The following is a 20372-nucleotide window of genomic DNA, read 5'->3' as shown; positions in this document are numbered from 1 at the left end:
TAAAGGTTCGATATGAAAACTATTTCTCAGCAATTACCAGATTATTTTGAATACCACGAAGATGGCACACAATATTACTTACGCCAAGTGCAATACCCACAAGATATTCCTTTGCTACATCAATGGATGCATGAACCACATGTCATTCCACAGTGGCAATTGAATAAGTCAGAATTGGATTTACAGGTTTACTTCGACAAGATGCTGGCAGATGACCATCAACGTTTATTGATTGTGGGTGTGGACGGCAAAGATGTGGGTTATACCGAAATCTATGAAGGTAAGCGTGATCGTTTAGGTCGTTATTACGAAGGTGATGACAATGATCTCGGTTGGCATTTGCTATTTGGTGATAAATCCGTGTTTGGTAAGGGCTTTTTACGTCCAACCATTCGTTTGCTCAGCTTCTACATTTTTGAACATTCACAAGCGAAAAAAATTGTGGGTGAGCCTGATCATACTGTTAAACCTTATGCCGCTGTGGTTGCAGAACTCTGCTACGAAACTCAACGTTTAATTCCTATGCCAGAAAAAACGGCAATGTTGTATTACTGCTTTAGAGAAACTTTTTATAACAAGTTTGGTGAATATTACCAAACGTCACAACAACAGCTAGCCAATCAGCCAGCCAAAATCCTGAGTGTTACATGAGCCTATCTATCAATGAGATGCACATCTTGGACATGCGTTTTGCCGCGCATGTCTCAGTGGCAGAATTTGAGCAATGGTTAATGCATATTCAACAATATTTCGAACAAAAAAGAAGTTTTGTGCTGATTATGCAAACCGAACCGAACACTGAATTTCCCGAAGAATATCGGGTCATTCAGGGGAAATGGTACAAACAATATAAACAAGATTTTTATCAATATTGTTTAGGCCTTGCTCGCATTGCCCAAGATGAGGCAGATCGTATTCGATTAGACACACCAGCTTTGCAAAAAGCTTGGCATGTTCCTTATTTTGTCAGTTTAGAAAAGACCGATGCCGTGCAATGGGCGATGCAGAGGTATTTATGAATCAACAAATAAAACCTGACCAAGATTTTCCAATCAAAACAGTCTCTGCACTGAGTTTATCTGTGGTGGTGGTGTTGTACCTTGCACATGCATTGCCGCTGTACTTTTACAATGTTGCCTTACCTGCGATTCTGCGTCATCAAGGGGTTGATCTACGCTGGATTGGCATGTTGTCGTTGCTGTATATCCCATGGGCATTTAAGTTTTTTTGGGCACCCTTAATTGATCGTTTTTATTTTAAGGCACTTGGTAAACGCAAAACTTGGCTTTTATTCACTCAAATCGCCTTGGTATTAGGTGTCGTTGCCTTGGCTTTGACACAATTCGATTATGGTCTAAGTGTATTTGTTATTGTCGGTTTATGGATTTCAACCTTTGCCGCAACCCAAGATATTGCGATTGATGGTTATACCGTTGAAACCTTTTCTGAATCTGAATACCGATTAGGCAGTATGGCACAAAGTATTGGTGTGGCACTGGGCAGTATGATTGGTGGTGCTGCAACTTTGTGGCTTTATCAATTGTATGGTTGGCAAACAGCGCTGATTTGTTTAGCTGCAATGACAGCATTCACCATGCTTGCAGTGTTTCAAATTAAAGAAAAAACCAATACTGAAAAAATTGCCAAACAACCGCCAAGCCTGATTCGAGCCTTTAAGCGCCCTGAGATGCTATGGGCCTTGGCTTTGATTGTCTGTTATCGCGTAGTCGAAGCGCCAGCAATGGCCATGCTGAATCCGATGTTGATTGATCAAAAATGGTCATTGGCAGAGATTGGTGTACTGATGTCTGTGATTGGCGCGGGCATTGGTTTATTGGCAGCAGTAACAGCCGCATTCCTGTTAAAAAAAATTGCAGCAACACAATTACTGATTTGGGCTGGTTGGGCACGCAGTTTGGTCTATGCCTTACTGGGCATCGCGGTCTTACTCAGCTGGTTTAATCAGTGGCACATGTTATTGGGGCTATTTGTTGTGGTTATTTTGGCGATTCGTTATATCGCGATGACTGCTTTATATGCGCACTTCATGCATACCAGCTCTAAGGAACAAGCTGGAACAGACTTCACTATTTTGGTCTGTTTTGAACTCTTGGTTTATTTCATTGGCGGTGCAATGTCTGGCTTCTTGGCCAAAGCATTTGGTTATGGAAATTTCTATCTCATTCTCGCAGCAGCATCTGTGTTGAGCGTCTTGCTCAGCCAAGTGTTAATCCACAAAGCAAAACAAACGGAACAACTCACCTAGGGGTAATTTATGAAAGTACGTTCACTTTCAACATCATTAACGCTGTTAAGCTTAGCAATCAGTACTCAGCTATATGCTCAAACAGTTGAAGCAGATGCGTCTGTTCAAACGACTGCTGCTGTAACAAGTCAAAAACCAACACAACTTGCACCGATCGTGGTGACAGCAACCCGTTCAGCTCAAAGTATTGCGGAAATTGCAGGGACAGTACAATCAATCGAACAAAAACAAATTGAGCAACAAGCTGCTGCTGGTCGAAAACTTGCAGATATTTTAGCTCAACTCGTTCCTTCATTGAGTCCAAGTAGTGGTACAACAACCAACTACGGTCAAACCATGCGCGGCCGTCAGGTGCTGATATTAATTGATGGTGTAGCACAAACAGGATCGCGAGACGCATCACGTCAATTAAATAGTATCAGCCCTGATTCAATTGAGCGTGTCGAGGTTGTTTCTGGTGCAAGCAGTATTTATGGTTCTGGTGCAACGGGTGGGATCATTAACATCATTACTAAAAAGGGTGCTGGTGATGGCTTAAACTTTGAGTCAAAACTCGGTGTAACCTCTGGTGATAATTTTAAAAATGATGCCTTAGCCTATGAAGCATATCAATCAGTTGCTTTTAACCAAGGGGATTGGAATGGTTTCCTTGGAGCTGGTTATACCAAGCGTGGTGAAATTCAAGACAGTCATGGCAATCGAATTGGACCAGAAATCGCACAGACCGACCGCCAAGATACAGAAACTGTTGATGTCAATGGACGTTTAAGCTGGCAATTTACAGATAAACAGAAGTTAAGTGTTGGTGCACAATATTATGACGATAAACAAGACTCTGATTACGGTCCTGATTACGGTCCTGATTTTGCAGTTTTAAGGGGTAATGCTCCTAGCTTAAAAGCTTTAAAAGGTTTTGAAATTGACGATCAACCATTTACTAAACGCTACGCAGTTAATGCTCAGTATCAAAATACTGACTTATTGGGTCAAGAACTGAATGTAGAAGCTTATTATCGTAATGAGAAAGCGCGTTTTTATCCAACGGTACTCAGTAACTTTATCCCAGCAGGGTACTACTTAGCCTATCAATCAGAGTCTGATATTGATGTCGCTGGGATACGTGCTGCAATGACATCAAAGCTTAATCTTGCAGATCGTGATTTAAAGTTGACTTATGGTATCGATTATGACCATGAAAAAGATAAGCAAGTAGCTGACTTATATAGTTTTACTAACAATGGACTGAAATATAATAATACAGGACGTACCTATGATTTTGGCCCAGATGCGACCATTAAAAATTTAGGTGCATTTATTCAAGGGAATTATGACTTAACTGATGCATTAAATGTACAGGCAGGTCTGCGTTATCAACGTATTGAAAGTGATACCACAGCATTTAAGCCCACAGTCGCAGCCATTCAAGGGGATATCACGGGCCAACCCGTCGGTACAGTCACAGCGGGCTCTGTAAAACATGATAAGACATTGTTTAATTTAGGGGCAGTTTATAAATTAAATGATCAGCAACAAGTATTTGCCAATTTCTCACAAGGTTTTAGTTTACCTGATATTCAACGCGTATTACGCGATGTCTCAGCAGGTTATGTCGTTCGCTCAGGTAATGTCGATCCAATTACGGTCAACAACTATGAACTTGGTTGGAGATTCCAAAATGACCTTGGCGCAAATTTAGGTTTAACTACGTTCTATAATACATCAGATAAAGTGGTTCAATTTAAAGCGGATCGTTCAGTCACCGTTGCAGATACAGATCAACGAATTTACGGCGTTGAAGCGAATGCGAGTATGCCGATTCTAGATCAATTCAATGTTGGTGGAACAATAGCCTATACGCGTGGACAATTTAAGGATGCGGGTGGTTCTTGGCGTGAACTGAATGCCTTACAAGTTTCACCAGTCAAAGGTACATTGTTTGGTGAATGGAACGATGACAAAGGCAATGGTCTAAGAGTGCAGATGTTAGCTGTGAAGGGAACGGATAAAGCATATGAAGATTCTCTAAAGGCGAAATATGATACCAATGTTCGCCCAAATGCAGCGACTAAGATCAAAGGCTATGCTGTTATGGATGTGATTGCCAATGCGAAAGCTGGTCCTGGAACAGTAGGCTTTGGTGTTTATAACGTCTGGAATACAGAATATAAAACTGTATTTAGTCAAGCAGCTGAAGCAGTATATGGTCCTATCTCTAGCCTGCCTGCACAAGGTCGTACTTATGGTTTGAGCTATACCCTCAAATACTAATCTAATCAAAAAGGCATCTGTTTAGATGCCTTTTCTTTTGATGATTTTGATGATGAACAATAATCTAAAATTTTTAGCTTTAGCTGCTTTGATCAATGGAACTTGTTTTTCCATGATTCTCCCTTTACTTGCCCCATTGACACGACAATTACATTTATCTGAATTCCAAGGTGGTGTGATTGTTTCAGCAGGGGCAATCTGTATGGCAATTGCCTCGATCTGGATTGCGAAAAAGAAAAATCAGCTATCTCCTAACCAACTCGTCAATTATGGCTTTTGGGGAATGACCTTTACTTGGGCTATTTTCACCTTGATTCTGTATTTTGGATCACAAGCGATTTTACCCACGTTATTCATTTTTATTTTACTGGTATTGAGTCGTGCTTCTACAGGTATTTTTATGGCTTTGCCACAAATTGGTCTGCAAAGCTATGTAATGACACATGCGAGTGAAGCCGCTGAACGTAGCAAGCAAATGGCGATGTTTGGTGCAATGAATAGTTTTGGGATGATTATCGGCCCGTTTGCAACCTCAGTTTTATTGTTTGGTGGTTTACTTTTCCCAATGTGGATTGCTGTGGTTTTACTTGGCTTAGTCAGTATTGCACTCGGCATGCTGTTTAGTAAAAGTCCGCAAGTTCAGGCTGAGTCATTCAATTCGCAACAAGATAAAGATAATGCACGAGTGAATGAGCCAATTCTGAAGCAAAGTCTGATCTGGTTAACTCTAGGTTTTGTCACTTATGTTGCAATTGTGACTTTAAATATGACGGCAGGTTTTTATATTCAGGATAAGTTTTATCTCAGTAGCCAACAGAGTGCAGTTTATTTTTCTCAATGCATGTTGGTTGTTGGGGTCTGTTTGGTGCTAACTCAGCTTTTAATCGTGAAAGTGTTTAAACTCAAATTAAATAGTTTGGTGATTATTGGTTTAGTCACCATGTGTTTTGGTCTATTACTTTCACTCTACGCACCTACAATTTTTGTATTTCAGGCCAGTTATATTTTTTATGGTATTTCTGTCGCATGTTTATTACCTGCATTTACCACAGGCGCTGCTCAGGCTGTATCACAACAGTCACAGGTTAAGATGGCAAGTTTTTGTATGGCGACACAGGCATTAGGTTTAATTGTTGGTCCCTTACTCAGTACATTCCTGTACCGTTTTAATACCCATTTCCCATTCTATTTATTACTGTTCTTAACCCTATCGATTGGCCTTTATTTTAGTTGGATGTTGATTCGAAAAGACGGTGAAACCGCATTGCTACTTGATGAATAAAAGGGGTTTTGGCTAAAAATGACTCATCTTTTTCCTCATAATGCAAGTATTCCGACTGTTTCAGTCATATATTGCTATGATCAGGCGCCTTTGTGTTTATTTTTTAATCAAATTTATTTCATTTATTGACGTTTTGGATTTTAACGGGATTTTTTATGTACCCTATAAAACGTCATAACAAGATAGATAAAGGAGTAAAGATGCTTATTTTTCATGATTATCCTGTTCAAGGCGCACTTTTTGACATGGATGGAACAATGTTTGATACCGAGCGCCTGCGCTTCCAGACATTGAAACAGGCATCAAAAGAGCTGATTGGACAGGAATTTTCAGATGAATATTTGATGCAGTGTCTCGGCTTAAGTGCCAAAGCATCGGAGCAACTGGCACAAAAGTTTTATGGTACAGATGTTCCTTATACTGCCATTCGCAAACGTGCAGATGAGGTGGAATTGGAGTCTGTACGTAAAAATGGTGTGCCGATTAAAAAAGGTTTGGTTCAAGTTCTAGAACGTTTAAGAAAGTCTGGTCTAAAAATGGCAGTTGCGACCTCAAGTCGTCGAGCAATTGCAGAAGAATATCTAATTAATACCAATGTTTATAAATTTTTTGATTTGTTGGTTTGTGGGGATGAAGTTGAAAAAGGAAAACCGCATCCAGAAATCTTTTTAAAAGCGGCGCAGAAGCTAAATTTACAACCGCAACAATGTTTAATGTTTGAAGATTCGGAAAACGGGATTTGTTCAGCCTATGAAGCTGGTGGTATCACGATTTTATTCAAAGATATTAAAGAACCCAATGATCATATGCTCTCTAAAGCAAATTTCTATTATCAGGACATGTATGAGTGCCTGAATGCTTTGGATCAATATATCCCTGAAATGGGTATGCCACAATTACAAGAATTATTTCCACAAAGTGTCAATCAATTGACTGTTGGGATCCATGGCTTTGGTGCTATCGGTGGGGGATATGTGGCACAGATTTTGTCCTATTGGGATGGTTACACACGCCCAAAACGCATTCTGGCATCAACCAGAAATCGTCTTTATTTGGAATCCGTGAACAGTTTTGGCAGCTATAGTATTCGATATGGTCAGTCTTCCTATGATGAGCGTATTGATAATCTCACTGTGATTGATGCTGACAATGAACAGCAGATGTTAGAGATGTATATGCAATCTAGCCTGATCGCACTGTGTTTGCCAGAACAGGCAATTGAGTCCGAGGCGAAAACGATTGCGAAGGGACTATTGGCCCGTTTTATGTCAGCTGATGCAGACAACAATGAGCCGATTACCTTTTTGATTATTCTGAATAAAGTGTGCGCAAAGTATTTGGTCTTAAAACATATCCGTGAAGCCTTACTTTCTATGACGGATGAAGATGTTGCAGAACATATTTTAAGTGAACATTATTTTTGCGATACCGTGGTCAATCGAATGGTGTCAAAACTGACGGATCAAGCCTTATATCGTCAGCTCAATATTAAGCACAATTTATTTAAACAATATCAAAATGATCTCAATCCTGAAACGATTGAACTTACAGAGGAAACCGCCCTCACTGAAAAGCAAGAACAGCAGATTACTCATTGTTTAGAAGACATGCGTGGGCAGTTTCAAACTGGGCAATTTCTACAAAATATGGATTTGATCCTATTCCATAGTGAAATGGATATGCCGATTTACGTGGAAAATCGCAGTCCATTGTTGAGCAAAATGCGTCAAATGATTTTAGTTGATCAGATTTCTGAGATTCAAATCATTAAAAATCGGCTATGGAATGGCTGTCATGCCATGTTGGCGTGGTATGCCAGTGCACTTGGACATGAAACCATTGGTATCGCTATGGCCGATTCCAAAATCATGAAATATGCAGAGCAGGTGGTCAACGAAGTTAAATTGGGTTTGGCTAATATGATTCCCAACCAAGCCAAAGAACTGGGTCGGATGGCGGAAAGTTTTCTGCATTCTTGCCGAGCCGCCTATAAAGATCCATGTGAGCGTGTAGCTCGTGATCCGCTTAGAAAACTCAATCTGAATGAGCGTGTTTTAGGCAGTTTAGAATCTCATGTGCAGCAGCAACTTCCTTACCAGAAGTTAATGCAAGGTGCAATTTATGGCTATGCCTATGCGCTGAAAATGCTTGAGCTGGACGAGATTAAGATTGTAAAACATGTCCAGACCAATATTGAGCATATGGACATCACTGAAAATCAGAAGAAAGCCTTATTAAACCAGCTCTATCACGGAATTCAGGCGCAACTCAATGATAATGCATTCATGTCACAGTTGGAGGAATTGAAACCTCTAACTGTATAAGCGGCAATGATCACGGTGAAAGTACCTTAACTTCTATCTGGGTTTATGTTTGAATAACGCAACTTTATCTATGATGCTGAAGTTGTGTTATTACAAGCAGAGACCCAACTGATTGCAACTGAAATGCGTGATTATCCCGAATGGCACAAGGGCCGTTCAGATTATGGGCTTTGGTATATAGAGATTGATCAACCTGAGTTGATTCAATATTTAGATGAAATCCAAGCACAATTTTCAAATCTATTGCTTCCTGCACAGCAGCGCCAATATCACATTACTTTATTTGTGTGCGGTTTCTTGCAGCCTACTGTTAAGCAATACGACGATGATTTTCAGATTCAACAATTACAGCAGCAGATCAAGCTAGTTGAAGCATTACAGCTCAAACCTTTTGAGCTTGAAATCACACAGATCGATAGCTTTAGTAGTGCTTTGTTTCTACAGATTAAAGATCAGCAGGGTGTACTAACTCAAATTCGTCAGCAATTTGCTCAAGTATCTGGGGAAATTGCAGCACTTGAATATTGTCCGCATATTACTTTAGGCTTGTATCGTGAAGCTTGGCAGAGTGATATTGTACTTGAGCGGATAGAACAACTTTCAATAAAAACTATAAATATTGAGGTCAAAAAACTGACTTTTGGTTATTATAAGGCACAGATTTTACAAGGATTCCTATATCCTTATCAGCAAATTGAACTAGGTTAGATATGTTGCAACTGATTTTAGGTGGGGCGCGCTCAGGTAAAAGTCGTTTGGCAGAACAAACAGCCAAAGAGACAGGTTTATCGGTCATTTATATTGCAACGGCGCAGGCCTTAGATACAGAAATGCAGCAGCGTATTGCGCATCATCAGCAGCAACGTCCAGCCCATTGGCAAGTGTTCGAAGAACCAACTTATCTGGCAGATCGACTTTTGCAATGCGATCAAGCGAATCAGCTAATTTTGATCGATTGCTTGACCTTGTGGCTAAGTAATCTGTTATTGGCTGAAGACTCTGCATTGCAGCAGCAACAAATACAGCAATTATTAAATGTATTACCACAATTAAAATCGAAGATTATTTTGGTTAGCAATGAGACGGGCTTAGGTGTTGTGCCTATGGGTGAGCTTAGCCGTCGCTTTGTTGACGAAGCAGGTCGTTTACACCAGAACTTAGGTCAACTCGCCAATAAAGTTGTATTTTGTGTGGCAGGCTTTCCAATGATTTTAAAAGATGAGAAATAATATGACTGAACAAGCGCAATGGTTTTTAGCCGTAGTACAACAACCTGATCTAGATGTAAAACAACAAGCTGAGCAACGTCAACTTCAATTGACCAAACCAACAGGCGCATTAGGTGATTTAGAGCAAATTGCGATTAATTTATCTGCTTTACAAAGAACAGTTTTCCCTAAAATTAATAAACCTTGGATTACTATTTTTGCTGGTGATCATGGTGTTGTGGCAGAAAATATTTCAGCTTATCCTCAAGCAGTAACTCGTCAAATGTTGCAAAATTTTGCTTCGGGTGGTGCAGCAATTAGTGTGATTGCCAAACATCATCATGCCCATTTACAAGTGATTGATTGTGGGACAGTAGGCGATAGTTACAATTATGTGGGAGTTGAATGCCATACTATTCGTGCTGGCACTGCAAATTTTGCAGAGCAAGCTGCAATGACCAATCAAGAGTGTTTAGCAGCGTTAGAGTTGGGTAAAAATAGCGCTGATCTTGCTAAAGCGAAAGATGCGGATATTTTTATTGCAGGTGAGATGGGAATTGGTAATACCTGTTCAGCTTCAGCACTTGCTTGTCTCTTGCTGAGTGAATCAGCTCAGCAACTGACAGGTTTAGGAACAGGAATTAATATTGAGCAATTACAACATAAAATAAAAGTGATTGATCAAGCAGTAAAGCTTCACAGAGCAAATGTAGCCAATGATGCATTAAAAATTCTGGCTGCTGTAGGTGGTTTGGAAATCGCTGCAATCACAGGGGCTTATTTACGATGTGCGCAAATTGGTTTACCTATTATCGTCGATGGCTTTATTAGTTCGGTCGCAGCTTTATGTGCAGTACGGATTCAACCACAAAGCCGTGAGTGGATGCTTTTTGGACATCAATCAGCAGAATATGGTCATCAGCGTGTTCTAAAAGAATTGGATGCCCAACCAATCTTAGCGATGAATTTACGTTTAGGGGAAGGCAGTGGTGCTGGGGCGGCATTATCTATGATCCAACTTGCTTGTGTATTGCATAATCAAATGGCAACTTTTGCGGAAGCGGCAGTAACAGGTGATAAAGTTGCAGATTGATTTACTGCGACATGGTGAAACGACTTTAAGCCATACGCTACGTGGGCACTTGGATGATGAATTGACTGAACAGGGTTGGTTGCAAATGCAATCTACTATTCAGCAGTACATCACTACTCTAGTGGATTGGGATGTGATTATCAGTTCACCTTTGCGGCGCTGTCGTTGCTTTGCAGAGCATTTGGCAAATCAACTCGGATTGCCAATGCGGGTCAATGAGCATATCAAAGAAATGCATTTTGGCGATTGGGAAGGTATTGCGACTCAAACGATTTATGAAACAGCACCTGAGCTATTGGCTAATTTCTGGCAATTTCCAACACAATATCATGCACCGAATGGAGAGTCTTTGCTTCAATTCCAGCAACGCGTCATGCATGGTTTTGATGAAATTTATGTACAAATGCAGCAACACAATTGGAATAAGGCATTGGTTGTGACGCATGGAGGGGTGATTAAATTGTTGACTTGTTTGGCGCTTCAGCAAAATCTAGATGATTTATTAACCATGCCCGCAGAGTTAGGGAAATTATATGCTTTAAATCTCACTCAAGTTGATAATCAAGTTCACTTTTCTGAAAAGACAGCATTTTAGTAGTTATAAAATCTTATTCTATTTCCAGTATTTGCTAAGGTCATGTAATCGAACTGTCATTGCTACTGCCTATGATACATGTCATTTCTTGACCTATAAGCAAATTCATTATGAATATATTATTGAAAAGCAGTATGTTATGCATGAGCATTTTATTGGCGGCATGTAATAACGACGATCACTCAGAATCAAAAACAATCCCAGAAAATAACACGGTATCAAAATATTATCAGACTAAAACTCCATACCAACCACAACAAGATCTAAAAAAATATGAAGCAATTCCACAGGGTTTCAAACCTGTTTTTACAGAGTTAGTAGCACGTCATGGTTCTCGAGGATTATCCAGCATTAAATATGATTTGGCACTTTATAATTTATGGAAACAAGCCAAGGCTGAGAATGCTTTAACACCTTTAGGTGAAAAACTAGGTGCTGATTTAGAAAATATGATGAAAGCAAATATTTTGCTGGGTTACGGCGTAGATGGGATTCGCCAGTACGGATATGGCAATGAAACGATGCTTGGTATTCAAGAACATCGAGGTATCGCAGACCGTCTTTTACAACGTCTACCTGATCTATTTAAAACAGCAGCGACACAACCTGAATCTATCTTAGTTCAAAGCTCAGGCGTAGATCGTGCGGTTGATAGTGCCAAGTTTTTTACTGCTGAATTGATTCAACAACAACCGCAATTGAAGAATCAAATTACACCTAGGTCATATACAAGTTTGGTCAGTACCAGTATTCCATCTATTGAAGATGGTGGCGTAGATCGTTTTAAACTTTATTTCCATAGCTTGAATAAAGATCAAGATTTGCTTAAACCATTATCAACACAACAACAAGCAATCTATGATGCAAGTCAAGCCTATCAAAAATTTGAAGCTGAAGATGTATATCTAAAAAATAAGTTAAATGATTTGGCAAAAGATACACGCGCACAGCAAATTGCAATGAATGTACTTAGCCCAATTTTTAAGCCTGAATTTATCAAAAAATTAGGTACGGCTGGTTATACTTTCAGTAATAGTGGCGCTTATACCGTGACATCGCCAAAAGGTGAAACCATTACAGAAAAAGGGAAAGGAAAAAATACCATTGCAAGTGCTGTGGATGCAGCAGCTTATCTTTATGAGCTGTATTCAATTTCTGGTGGTATGCAGCTTGAATTAAAAAATGTAAATTTTGATCAATATATGCCTGTAGATGCTGCAAAATTCTATGCTGAATTTAACGATGCAAATGATTTTTATGAGAAAGGGCCAAGCTTTCAAGAGTCAAATGCTGTCACCAGCAACATTGCTCAAGGTCTAAAACAAGATTTGTTTAAGCAAGTAGATGCAATCGTTGATAAAAAACAATCCCATCGCGCTGTGTTACGCTTCGCACATGCAGAAATAATGATTCCACTGGCAACCAGTTTAGAGTTACATGACATGATGCAGCCTCTACCATTACGTCAAACTTATAACTACAGCAATAGTACGTGGAGAGGTGAAGTGGTATCACCAATGGCTGCGAATTTACAGTGGGATATTTATCAAAATGCCCAAGGTATCATTTTGGTAAAAATGCTCTACAATGAAAAAGAGACCTTGTTTAAACCATCATGTAAATATGCACAATATAGTACGAACAGTTTCTATTATGATTATTTGAAGCTTAAACAATGTTACCAAGTTCAATAATCCAAGCATTAGTTTTTTCAAATTGGGAATAGCCTTGCTATTCCCAATTTTATTTCCTCATAATTGCTAAATTATGAATCGAATATGATTGAGCTTACATGACGCCTTTTTGGATTGCCTTGCAATTTTTGACAGTTTTGCCGATTAACTTAAAAACATTGCCCAGTGCAAAACAAAATGGTCAGGCGATCTTATTTTATCCATTTGTGGGTTTGTTGATCGGACTCATTCTGTTTGGTGTATCTCTGATTTTGGTCAAGCTGCCAATTTTATTGATTGCCAGCATCATTTTAGTGTTATGGATTTGGCTTACAGGTGGGCTTCACCTTGATGGTTTAGCCGATACAGCCGATGCTTGGGTCGGTGGTTTTGGTGATCCTGAGCGTACACTCAGAATTATGAAAGACCCAAACTGTGGTCCAATCGGTGTGCTAAGTCTTGTTGTAGTTTGTTTATTCAAGTTTGCTGCGCTGTATGTACTGCTTGAGCAGCATCTCAATGCTTTTTTGATTCTCGTTCCAATGCTTGGGCGTAGTGTTCCATTATTTTTATTTCTAACCACAGCTTATGTTCGTGATAAAGGGCTAGGACGTTCAATTACTGATTTTATTCCAAAGAAACTTACATGGACTGTTTTTGTCATTACAATTGCATTGCTTTGTATGTTTAAATGGTTGGGATTGGTCACTTTTATCTGCTTTATTGCTGTATTGTTTTATTTAAGAGCTTTATTTATCAAAAGAATTGGTGGGATTACTGGTGATACTGTCGGTGCTGCAATTGAGCTGGTTGAGACAGGTTTAATGCTAAGTTTTGTGATGGCTTCATTTTATATTTGATGGGTTTAATTCTAAAAAATTGATCCTCCTTAGACTAAGAAGGATCAACAAAGAACTTAGGACGATTTTCGAATTGCTAATGTACAACCTAATATCACCAATAAAAAGATGAGTCCAGCAATACTACCTAACAAGATATCTCTGAGAGTTTTATCTAGTGGTAGCCATGTCCACTTATGTAGATATGCAAAACTAAAACCTTCTAAAGCATCTTGTTGAGTGACTTGCGCTGCAATCACACCGCTACTTGGCTCAATATACAGCCTGAGTTGATCGCTTAAATTGCTTTCAACTTTAACCACGGGTAAACGTTTGTTGATAAAACCATATTCACCACCAAAACTGGTGACCCAAGAGCTTTGAGTAAAATGATGCAATGGCAAATGTAAATAATCGGCAGCCAACTGCTTACTTTGCTCAAGCGTATTTAATTTTGTCGCGGTATTCGCATTGATCAATTCAATTGCAGGGGCAGCACTTTGAGCATGGTGGTTATGATCATGTTCTTTGACTGCGGTCATGCTACCTTGTAACTGCGGTTTGCCTGTTAATTGAATCATCCAACCTGCTTGAGCATGATCTTGAGCAAAGGCAAGCGGTACAAGGTTAAGGCGTTGTATTGGTTGTTGAACAGCCGTTTTCCATGCGACAGCACTTAAATCCTGTGTATAAAATATTGGTTGAATGTTCACAATCTCTGGCTTTTTATGCCAAACATGATAGAAACCACTAAATACCCATAGCAAAATAAATACACTTAAACTGATGCCTAAATAGCGATGTAAAAAGCGAATTGGCTTGTGAGCTAAACGATGGTTCTGGCGATTACGAATCCTAAAAAATAATCCAATACCCATACAAGTCAGTACCAAAATGCCAATTAAGGCAATTTGCATCAGTATACTTTGTCCTATCCACGGTTGATCGCCCCAAGTCCATGTATGACCTAAACGAAATATTTTCGCCATCCACATTTTTTGGTCATTGGATAGCGTGGCTAAACGAGATTGTGATGGATCGATATAAGCCCTTAAACCATTGTCAAAACTTACACGCCAAACAGGCAATAAACGATTCACACTTGGATAATCATCACTAAACTCAGTGATCAGTTCAGTCGAAATGATCTGTTGTTTGGCTAAACCCGTATACCAAATCGCGAGACGTTTGGCATCTTGTTGCTCTGCATCTGTGATGAGTTGACCTGATCGACTATCAAAGTATTCCGCAATGTTTTGATTTGGCTTTAAAATTCGGTAAGCCACAAGTTCAGGTTGTAACTGAATGGTTTGTAGTGCTGAAAATTTTTCAATTTTATGCTGCTGTAAAACCAAAGGTGCAGGCAAAGCATTTGTTAAATTCAGTTGCTGAGGCGGAGGCATTCGTTTGACGGGTTGAGGTTGTGTTGCACTCATAATTGGATGCAACACACCTGTTAAAGACCACATCAAAATCAGAATGCCAAGCATCATTCCAAAGCTACGATGAAATTTCAGTAACTTCTTGAGTTGATTGGCATTCATTGTTTATTTTCCAAAATGATAACGTAAACCTAATAAATAGGTTCGTGGTGCTGCAGGCGTATAACTAGCTTGATTACTGCTATATGAAGTACTGTCAGCATAATGGACATCAGCTACATTAAGAATTTGCCCATAAACCTCATAAGCATTTTTACGATAATTTGCACGTAAATTTAGAATGGTATGCCCATCATATTTTTCAGTATTAGCATCATCAATCCAATATGAACCGACATAAACACCTTCAGCCGAAAGTAATAATGCTGGAATAGGTTTGATTTGATACTCAATCGTGCCAAAACTTTTTGGAGAGTTTGCCATCGTATTATCACTATAATTAAGTGTCAAAGATGGCTGCCATTCTTTATACTTATGTTCTGCAAAACTTCCAGATAGCTTCAAACGCTGGTCATACAGTTCACTGATTTTCCAAGTCCCACCAATTTCGATGCCTTGATGTAAGGTTTTGCCTGCATTGCGAGGTTCACGTATTTCACGTGTATTTTCAATTTTTGTATAACTAATTATTTCATCCTTACCTTGTAAACGATATAAGGTAATTTCTCCATCCAGTCGGTCATCTAAAACTTTGAAACGTAAACCCGCATCAATATTATTAAATGTAGCTTCTTTTAAGTTTGGTGTGACCAGATTTGCGCCATATAAACCACTAACCTCTGGTGGCACAAAACCTTGTGACCAATTGCTATACAGATCTAATTCAGGTGAGATATTCCATACAAAACCAAGTTGAGGGCTTGCCTTGTGAAAACTACGTTTTTCATCTGGCGCACCTGTAACTTTAGAAGGGATAAGCTTGTTATCAAAGTCATAACCGATCCAATCATAGCGTGCACCACCAACCAAATTTAGATTTGGCAAAGCTTGCCAATTTGCTTGTGTGTACAATGCTTGGTTATTGACATCAACTTTGAAATCACGTAACAACTGACGTTGCTTGAAACCCGTATAAACTAGCGTGTTTGGATCACGAAAAACTTGAATATCATTGGTTTGAGCTTGGTTCGGCGAATGATCTGCCATTGCTCCGATGATCAATTTCACCTGATCCAAATTAATGGAATGCTGTAAATTTAAGCCATAAGATTGAAAAGCGTTATAGGTGGTTTGCCCGCTATAAGTTCCTGTAGGCTTTTTATCTTTTACATCAGTGCGAATATTGTAGCTCGGATTTTGATCGGTTGTATTATCACGATAATATACGGTCAATTGACTTTGTTGTTGATCATTCCATAAATGGTTAATCTGTGATGAAAGACGGGTTGAGTCTACTTCTCGATATGTAAATGTTTGATAGCTATAACCTGGACGTTTGCTAAAATCTTCAGCATTAAGGCTGCCCGTCATATCGGTTTTTAAATGGTTGTAGCTGAAAATATTTTTGATTTGAGTGGCATCTGATATGCGCCAATCATGTCTTAAGGTCACACTTTGCTTATTACTTTCAGCATGATCTTGCCAGCTATCACCACGATCACTTGCATAGGCAGACAGTCTTAAACCATGTTCACCATACTCAGTATCAAACGTATTGGATGCACCTAAGTCTAAACGGCGATAACCTTCAGAGCTTGCACTCACACCTAAATCAGCAGTTGGGGTTAAACTCGGTGCTTTGGTTAGAAAATTAATCGTGCCACCAATTGCATTACTTCCATACAAGCTACTTGCTGGGCCACGCAAAATTTCAATGCTATCAATTCCAGCTAAATTTACTTCATATAAAGCATTGTGGTTAAACACACCGACTGGACGGATTGAAATACCATCTTCTAAATATTGATAAACAGCAGAAGTGGTGATGGGTTGACGAATCGACATCATATGTTGTTCGTTGCCCAAGTCATTCATTAACACACCTGGGGTTTGATTAACTAACTGACCAATGAATGTGGCATGTTTATCATCTATATCTTGGCTGGTAATTTTGCTAATCGCAGCAGGAGTATTATTTATCGATTCACCTTCACGACTTGCCGTGACTACGATTGTAGCTAGGGTTTTTGTTTCATTTTCAGAAGCTGTTTCAGCCAGAGTGATTGAGCTGTAGGTAATCGATAGACATGCTGTCGTTAATACTGACAAACGAAATTGAGTATTCATATTTAACTCTATAAAAGCAATAAACGAGGCAGTACCGCAGTGAGACACTGGATACGTAATGTTAAAAAAGCATTTTTATAGAGCGAGCGGTGGTGCTTGTTTAATTGGAAAAATATAGAAGATACGTGGAATTTGCAGATCTTCTGACCACGTATAACATAGGCATCGTACACGACTAAACCAAGCCAGTACAAAGATTAAAATAAATGCAATTAAAGGAATAATTGCAACAGCATCTAAACCATGTGTACATAAAGGGCAATGCTTCATGATTTGACTAGCAAGGGCAAAAACCTCTTTGGCATAGTCACTCAGTTGATCATGCGCAGTCGATTGTAAATGCTGTTGATGATGCATTTCATGCATAGCGTGATGGTGACTTGAATGAGATTCAGACAACATCAAACTATTTTTAATATCTGTGACTTGGCAATGTGTAGGCATTGCATAGAGTGCAGGTACGACGCCAGTATGTACCATCGTTGGTAAGAAGATATGCCAGAGTAAACAAAGCAAAGTAATCGCACCGAATGAGGCACGCCACTTTAGCAAGTGTTGACGAAAACTGGACTTCATATCAGCGATACGTCGTAGGGGAAATGTGGCAGCAGTATAATTAAAAAAATGTTACAGTTCAAAACAAATCTAATATTTAAGAACACAAATATATGGCAGATTATCGTATAAATTTTCCAGATTTTTTCGATGACGAAGAATGGGTATTTGAATCTAAAGGATGGATTATTTTAGTATTAACGTATAGAAATAAGAATTATGAATTAGTTTTCTACGACCCTGTTCGTTTGATGCAAACCATAAATGATGATTTGCATTCCAGTCAATATTTTATAGAACAAAATTTAATTGTAATCCCAAACGTAAATAAGGCGAATATTGAAAAAGTAGTTTTAGATCTAGTGAGTCATGAAACTTTAATGGAAAATTTAAAAATAAAAACAGGCTCATGAGAGCCTGCTTTACATCTACTTAAAGATTAACGGTTTGGTAAAACATCTTTAAGTGCTTCGTGCATTTCTAATAGCGCTTTTTCAGTTGTATCCCAATCGATACAGCCATCAGTCACAGATTGACCATATACCAGATCACAAAGGTTTTCAGGAATATCCTGACGACCGCCTTTAAGGTGACTTTCAACCATGATACCGACGATTGATTTATTACCATCAAGAATTTGCTCTGTGATGTTTTTGAGAACCAATGGTTGTAAGTATGGGTCTTTATTTGAGTTCGCATGACTAGTATCAATCATGATTTTGTTACTTACTTTTGCTTTAGCTAAAGCAGCCTCTGCATCAGCAACCGATGAAGCATCATAGTTTGGTTTACCATTACCACCACGTAAAACAACATGTGCATAAGGATTACCATTGGTATTGATAATTGCAACCTGACCATTTTCATTTAAGCCAAGGAAGCTATGACCGTGCTTAACCGATTGCATTGCATTGGTTGCAACCGTTAAACCACCATCTGTACCGTTTTTAAAACCAACAGGAGATGATAAGCCTGAAGACATTTCACGGTGTGTTTGGCTTTCTGTAGTACGTGCGCCAATCGCAGACCAAGAAATCAAATCTTGATAATATTGTGGTGAGTTTGGATCAAGTGCTTCAGTCGCACATGGCAAACCTTTTTCATTTAATTCAAGTAAAAGTCCACGACCAATATGTAAACCTTTTTCAATATTGAAAGAGTCATTCATATCTGGATCGTTGATTAGACCTTTCCAACCGACTGTCGTACGTGGTTTTTCAAAATATACACGCATCACAAGGTATAAAGTATCTTTTACTTTTTCACTTAGTTCTTTTAAGCGATCAGCATATTCATTCGCAGCTTTAACATCATGGATTGAACAAGGTCCAATCACCACAAACAAACGTTTGTCATTGCCGTCTAAAATATTACGTACAGTTGCACGTCCTTGTAACACAGTTTGAGATGCAGCTTCAGATAAAGGAAGATCAGCTTTCAGTTCCGCAGGGGTAATTAAGGTTTGAATGCTTTTAATATTAACGTCGTCGATATCTGGCTGAGAAACTGGATTTGACTGTAGAGTATTCATTGCTGTCACAAATTCAATCGAAAGAAGAGGTTATTTTGTCTACGAATATAGCATGAAAAGCCGATTGATTAACTATCGATTCGCAAAAATTGCGGAAAACAATCGGCTTTTTAGAATTAAACCATACTAGATGAATGGCTTGTTTGTTGAACAACAGCAACTTTATGGGTTTCAACTGGTTTAGGTTTTGCCTTAACTGGATTAACCATAAAGTTAACACCAAGGGCAAATAATGTAATACCTAAGATTCTACGAATAAGTCTTTCTGGCATACGCGAACTAATTAAAGTTCCGACAATGATTGCAGGAATCGAACCAATAAGTAACCACATTAATAAATGAAAGTCGACATTACCTGAAGACATATGACTTAAACCAGCAACCGCTGTTAACAAGACAGCATGTACGACATCTGAACCAATAATACGAATCATCGGTAAGTTAGGAAACATAATTACGAGTGCCATTATCCCGAATGCGCCAGCGCCTACAGAAGATAGGGTAACGAAAATACCTAAAACCATGCCCATGATGACGATATATAAGCGTTTATGCTGGAGTGCATGTTGCTCACTTTCCATATTTGCTTGTTCACGATTACGGAAACGATCAAAGAACTTTTCAATTTGGCTACGAAATACAATCGAGATACCTGTCAAGGTCAACATAAAGCCTAAGACCATAGTCAGCACAGCTTTATAATGTGTTGATTGGCTTAAATAATGTTCTAAAACCCAAGAGGTAGCAAAAGATGCAGGAATACTTCCAAGTGCAAGCCAAAGTACAATTGGCCATACAATATTTAGTTTTTTAGCATGTACCATTGAACCGCAAAATTTAGAAATAGAGGCATATAACAGGTCTGTACCGATTGCAATATGAGGTTCAATTTTGAATAAACTAATCAAAATAGGGGTCATTAATGAGCCACCACCAACACCAGTGATTCCTACACAGAAACCAACCAACACCCCAGCTAGAATAAATTCAACAGGACCAAACATAATCAATATGCCTAAATATGCAAAAACCAGCATATCTTATGCTTTTTTTAGATAACTCGTTGTGAT

The 20372-nt window shown here is 38.9% G+C and carries 18 protein-coding genes; 13 read left to right on the top strand and 5 right to left on the bottom strand.

Translation table 11 applies throughout. The annotated features are described in order from the left end of the window. Positions 1-12: 12 nt before the first annotated feature. From acbD to AC0JIQ_RS08395, 12 genes are all read left to right on the top strand, one after another. The gene (gene acbD / locus AC0JIQ_RS08450) at positions 13-651 is read left to right on the top strand and encodes an acinetoferrin biosynthesis acetyltransferase AcbD (protein WP_004807319.1); all 639 of its coding nucleotides are present in this window, start codon (positions 13-15) and stop codon (positions 649-651) included. Continuing rightward, on the top strand, positions 648-1019 hold the full coding sequence (locus AC0JIQ_RS08445; RefSeq protein ID WP_004807317.1) for a hypothetical protein: 372 nt from the start codon (positions 648-650) through the stop codon (positions 1017-1019). The genes acbD and AC0JIQ_RS08445 overlap by 4 nt, the downstream gene beginning before the upstream one ends. Further along, positions 1016-2266 carry an MFS transporter gene (locus AC0JIQ_RS08440; RefSeq protein ID WP_474201353.1) on the top strand — a complete coding sequence of 417 codons (1251 nt, stop codon included), beginning with the start codon at positions 1016-1018 and terminating at the stop codon, positions 2264-2266. Before AC0JIQ_RS08445 ends, AC0JIQ_RS08440 begins: the two co-directional genes overlap by 4 nt. A 9-nt stretch (positions 2267-2275) precedes the next feature. Then, a complete protein-coding gene (locus AC0JIQ_RS08435) occupies positions 2276-4534 on the top strand; it encodes a TonB-dependent receptor (protein ID WP_474201352.1) in 2259 nt (752 codons plus the stop codon). A gap of 112 nt (positions 4535-4646) precedes the next feature. After that, positions 4647-5816: an MFS transporter gene (locus AC0JIQ_RS08430; protein ID WP_474201351.1), complete on the top strand. Its 1170-nt coding sequence runs from the start codon at positions 4647-4649 to the stop codon at positions 5814-5816. 200 nt (positions 5817-6016) lie between these two features. Further along, positions 6017-8140 (top strand): bifunctional mannitol-1-phosphate dehydrogenase/phosphatase, encoded by a 2124-nt coding sequence (gene mtlD, locus AC0JIQ_RS08425; RefSeq protein WP_474201350.1) that lies wholly within the window; start codon positions 6017-6019, stop codon positions 8138-8140. An 84-nt stretch (positions 8141-8224) separates the two neighbouring features. Further along, positions 8225-8848: a 2'-5' RNA ligase family protein gene (locus AC0JIQ_RS08420; RefSeq protein WP_474201349.1), complete on the top strand. Its 624-nt coding sequence runs from the start codon at positions 8225-8227 to the stop codon at positions 8846-8848. Between the two features lie 2 nt (positions 8849-8850). Further along, positions 8851-9369 carry a bifunctional adenosylcobinamide kinase/adenosylcobinamide-phosphate guanylyltransferase gene (gene cobU, locus AC0JIQ_RS08415; RefSeq protein WP_474201348.1) on the top strand — a complete coding sequence of 173 codons (519 nt, stop codon included), beginning with the start codon at positions 8851-8853 and terminating at the stop codon, positions 9367-9369. A gap of 1 nt (position 9370) precedes the next feature. Continuing rightward, positions 9371-10441: a nicotinate-nucleotide--dimethylbenzimidazole phosphoribosyltransferase gene (cobT, locus tag AC0JIQ_RS08410; RefSeq protein ID WP_474201347.1), complete on the top strand. Its 1071-nt coding sequence runs from the start codon at positions 9371-9373 to the stop codon at positions 10439-10441. Continuing rightward, positions 10431-11036, top strand: a complete 606-nt coding sequence (locus AC0JIQ_RS08405) for a histidine phosphatase family protein (RefSeq protein WP_474203243.1) — start codon at positions 10431-10433, stop codon at positions 11034-11036. The genes cobT and AC0JIQ_RS08405 overlap by 11 nt, the downstream gene beginning before the upstream one ends. A 110-nt stretch (positions 11037-11146) precedes the next feature. Continuing rightward, the gene (locus tag AC0JIQ_RS08400; protein WP_474201346.1) at positions 11147-12730 is read left to right on the top strand and encodes a histidine-type phosphatase; all 1584 of its coding nucleotides are present in this window, start codon (positions 11147-11149) and stop codon (positions 12728-12730) included. A 98-nt stretch (positions 12731-12828) separates the two neighbouring features. Beyond that, positions 12829-13569: an adenosylcobinamide-GDP ribazoletransferase gene (locus AC0JIQ_RS08395; RefSeq protein ID WP_474201345.1), complete on the top strand. Its 741-nt coding sequence runs from the start codon at positions 12829-12831 to the stop codon at positions 13567-13569. Positions 13570-13625: 56 nt separating this feature from the next. Here AC0JIQ_RS08395 and AC0JIQ_RS08390 read toward each other — a convergent pair whose 3' ends face one another. The 3 genes from AC0JIQ_RS08390 to AC0JIQ_RS08380 form a co-directional block, all read right to left on the bottom strand. Then, complete coding sequence (locus tag AC0JIQ_RS08390; RefSeq protein ID WP_474201344.1) at positions 13626-15092, bottom strand: PepSY domain-containing protein; 1467 nt, start codon at positions 15090-15092, stop codon at positions 13626-13628. A gap of 3 nt (positions 15093-15095) precedes the next feature. Beyond that, on the bottom strand, positions 15096-17216 hold the full coding sequence (locus tag AC0JIQ_RS08385) for a TonB-dependent receptor (protein WP_474201343.1): 2121 nt from the start codon (positions 17214-17216) through the stop codon (positions 15096-15098). A 75-nt stretch (positions 17217-17291) separates the two neighbouring features. Then, a complete protein-coding gene (locus AC0JIQ_RS08380) occupies positions 17292-17792 on the bottom strand; it encodes a hypothetical protein (RefSeq protein ID WP_005216086.1) in 501 nt (166 codons plus the stop codon). Between the two features lie 92 nt (positions 17793-17884). On the opposite strand from AC0JIQ_RS08380, the gene AC0JIQ_RS08375 reads away from it, so the two are divergent. Then, complete coding sequence (locus AC0JIQ_RS08375; protein ID WP_287691418.1) at positions 17885-18184, top strand: hypothetical protein; 300 nt, start codon at positions 17885-17887, stop codon at positions 18182-18184. 26 nt (positions 18185-18210) lie between these two features. Here the strand turns inward: AC0JIQ_RS08375 and AC0JIQ_RS08370 are convergent, their stop codons facing one another. Beyond that, positions 18211-19302, bottom strand: coding sequence for a 3-deoxy-7-phosphoheptulonate synthase (locus AC0JIQ_RS08370; protein ID WP_004662080.1), 1092 nt, complete (start codon positions 19300-19302; stop codon positions 18211-18213). A 116-nt stretch (positions 19303-19418) separates the two neighbouring features. Continuing rightward, positions 19419-20306, bottom strand: coding sequence for a sulfite exporter TauE/SafE family protein (locus tag AC0JIQ_RS08365; protein WP_474203242.1), 888 nt, complete (start codon positions 20304-20306; stop codon positions 19419-19421). Positions 20307-20372 lie beyond the last annotated feature (66 nt).

This window comes from Acinetobacter sp. FB, from assembly GCF_056033405.1.
The sequence above is the reverse complement of the archived record's forward strand: the minus strand, read 5'-3'. Positions and strand labels throughout refer to the sequence as shown.

What these genes read in the sequence shown, in the direction of transcription:
- acbD (WP_004807319.1), top strand. Translation starts at nt 13, where the DNA reads ATGAAAACTATTTCTCAGCAATTACCAGATTATTTTGAATACCACGAA.
- AC0JIQ_RS08445 (WP_004807317.1), top strand. Translation starts at nt 648, where the DNA reads ATGAGCCTATCTATCAATGAGATGCACATCTTGGACATGCGTTTTGCC.
- AC0JIQ_RS08440 (WP_474201353.1), top strand. Translation starts at nt 1,016, where the DNA reads ATGAATCAACAAATAAAACCTGACCAAGATTTTCCAATCAAAACAGTC.
- AC0JIQ_RS08435 (WP_474201352.1), top strand. Translation starts at nt 2,276, where the DNA reads ATGAAAGTACGTTCACTTTCAACATCATTAACGCTGTTAAGCTTAGCA.
- AC0JIQ_RS08430 (WP_474201351.1), top strand. Translation starts at nt 4,647, where the DNA reads ATGATTCTCCCTTTACTTGCCCCATTGACACGACAATTACATTTATCT.
- mtlD (WP_474201350.1), top strand. Translation starts at nt 6,017, where the DNA reads ATGCTTATTTTTCATGATTATCCTGTTCAAGGCGCACTTTTTGACATG.
- cobU (WP_474201348.1), top strand. Translation starts at nt 8,851, where the DNA reads ATGTTGCAACTGATTTTAGGTGGGGCGCGCTCAGGTAAAAGTCGTTTG.
- cobT (WP_474201347.1), top strand. Translation starts at nt 9,371, where the DNA reads ATGACTGAACAAGCGCAATGGTTTTTAGCCGTAGTACAACAACCTGAT.
- AC0JIQ_RS08400 (WP_474201346.1), top strand. Translation starts at nt 11,147, where the DNA reads ATGAATATATTATTGAAAAGCAGTATGTTATGCATGAGCATTTTATTG.
- AC0JIQ_RS08395 (WP_474201345.1), top strand. Translation starts at nt 12,829, where the DNA reads ATGACGCCTTTTTGGATTGCCTTGCAATTTTTGACAGTTTTGCCGATT.
- AC0JIQ_RS08390 (WP_474201344.1), bottom strand. Translation starts at nt 15,092, where the DNA reads ATGAATGCCAATCAACTCAAGAAGTTACTGAAATTTCATCGTAGCTTT.
- AC0JIQ_RS08385 (WP_474201343.1), bottom strand. Translation starts at nt 17,216, where the DNA reads ATGAATACTCAATTTCGTTTGTCAGTATTAACGACAGCATGTCTATCG.
- AC0JIQ_RS08380 (WP_005216086.1), bottom strand. Translation starts at nt 17,792, where the DNA reads ATGAAGTCCAGTTTTCGTCAACACTTGCTAAAGTGGCGTGCCTCATTC.
- AC0JIQ_RS08375 (WP_287691418.1), top strand. Translation starts at nt 17,885, where the DNA reads ATGGCAGATTATCGTATAAATTTTCCAGATTTTTTCGATGACGAAGAA.
- AC0JIQ_RS08370 (WP_004662080.1), bottom strand. Translation starts at nt 19,302, where the DNA reads ATGAATACTCTACAGTCAAATCCAGTTTCTCAGCCAGATATCGACGAC.
- AC0JIQ_RS08365 (WP_474203242.1), bottom strand. Translation starts at nt 20,306, where the DNA reads ATGTTTGGTCCTGTTGAATTTATTCTAGCTGGGGTGTTGGTTGGTTTC.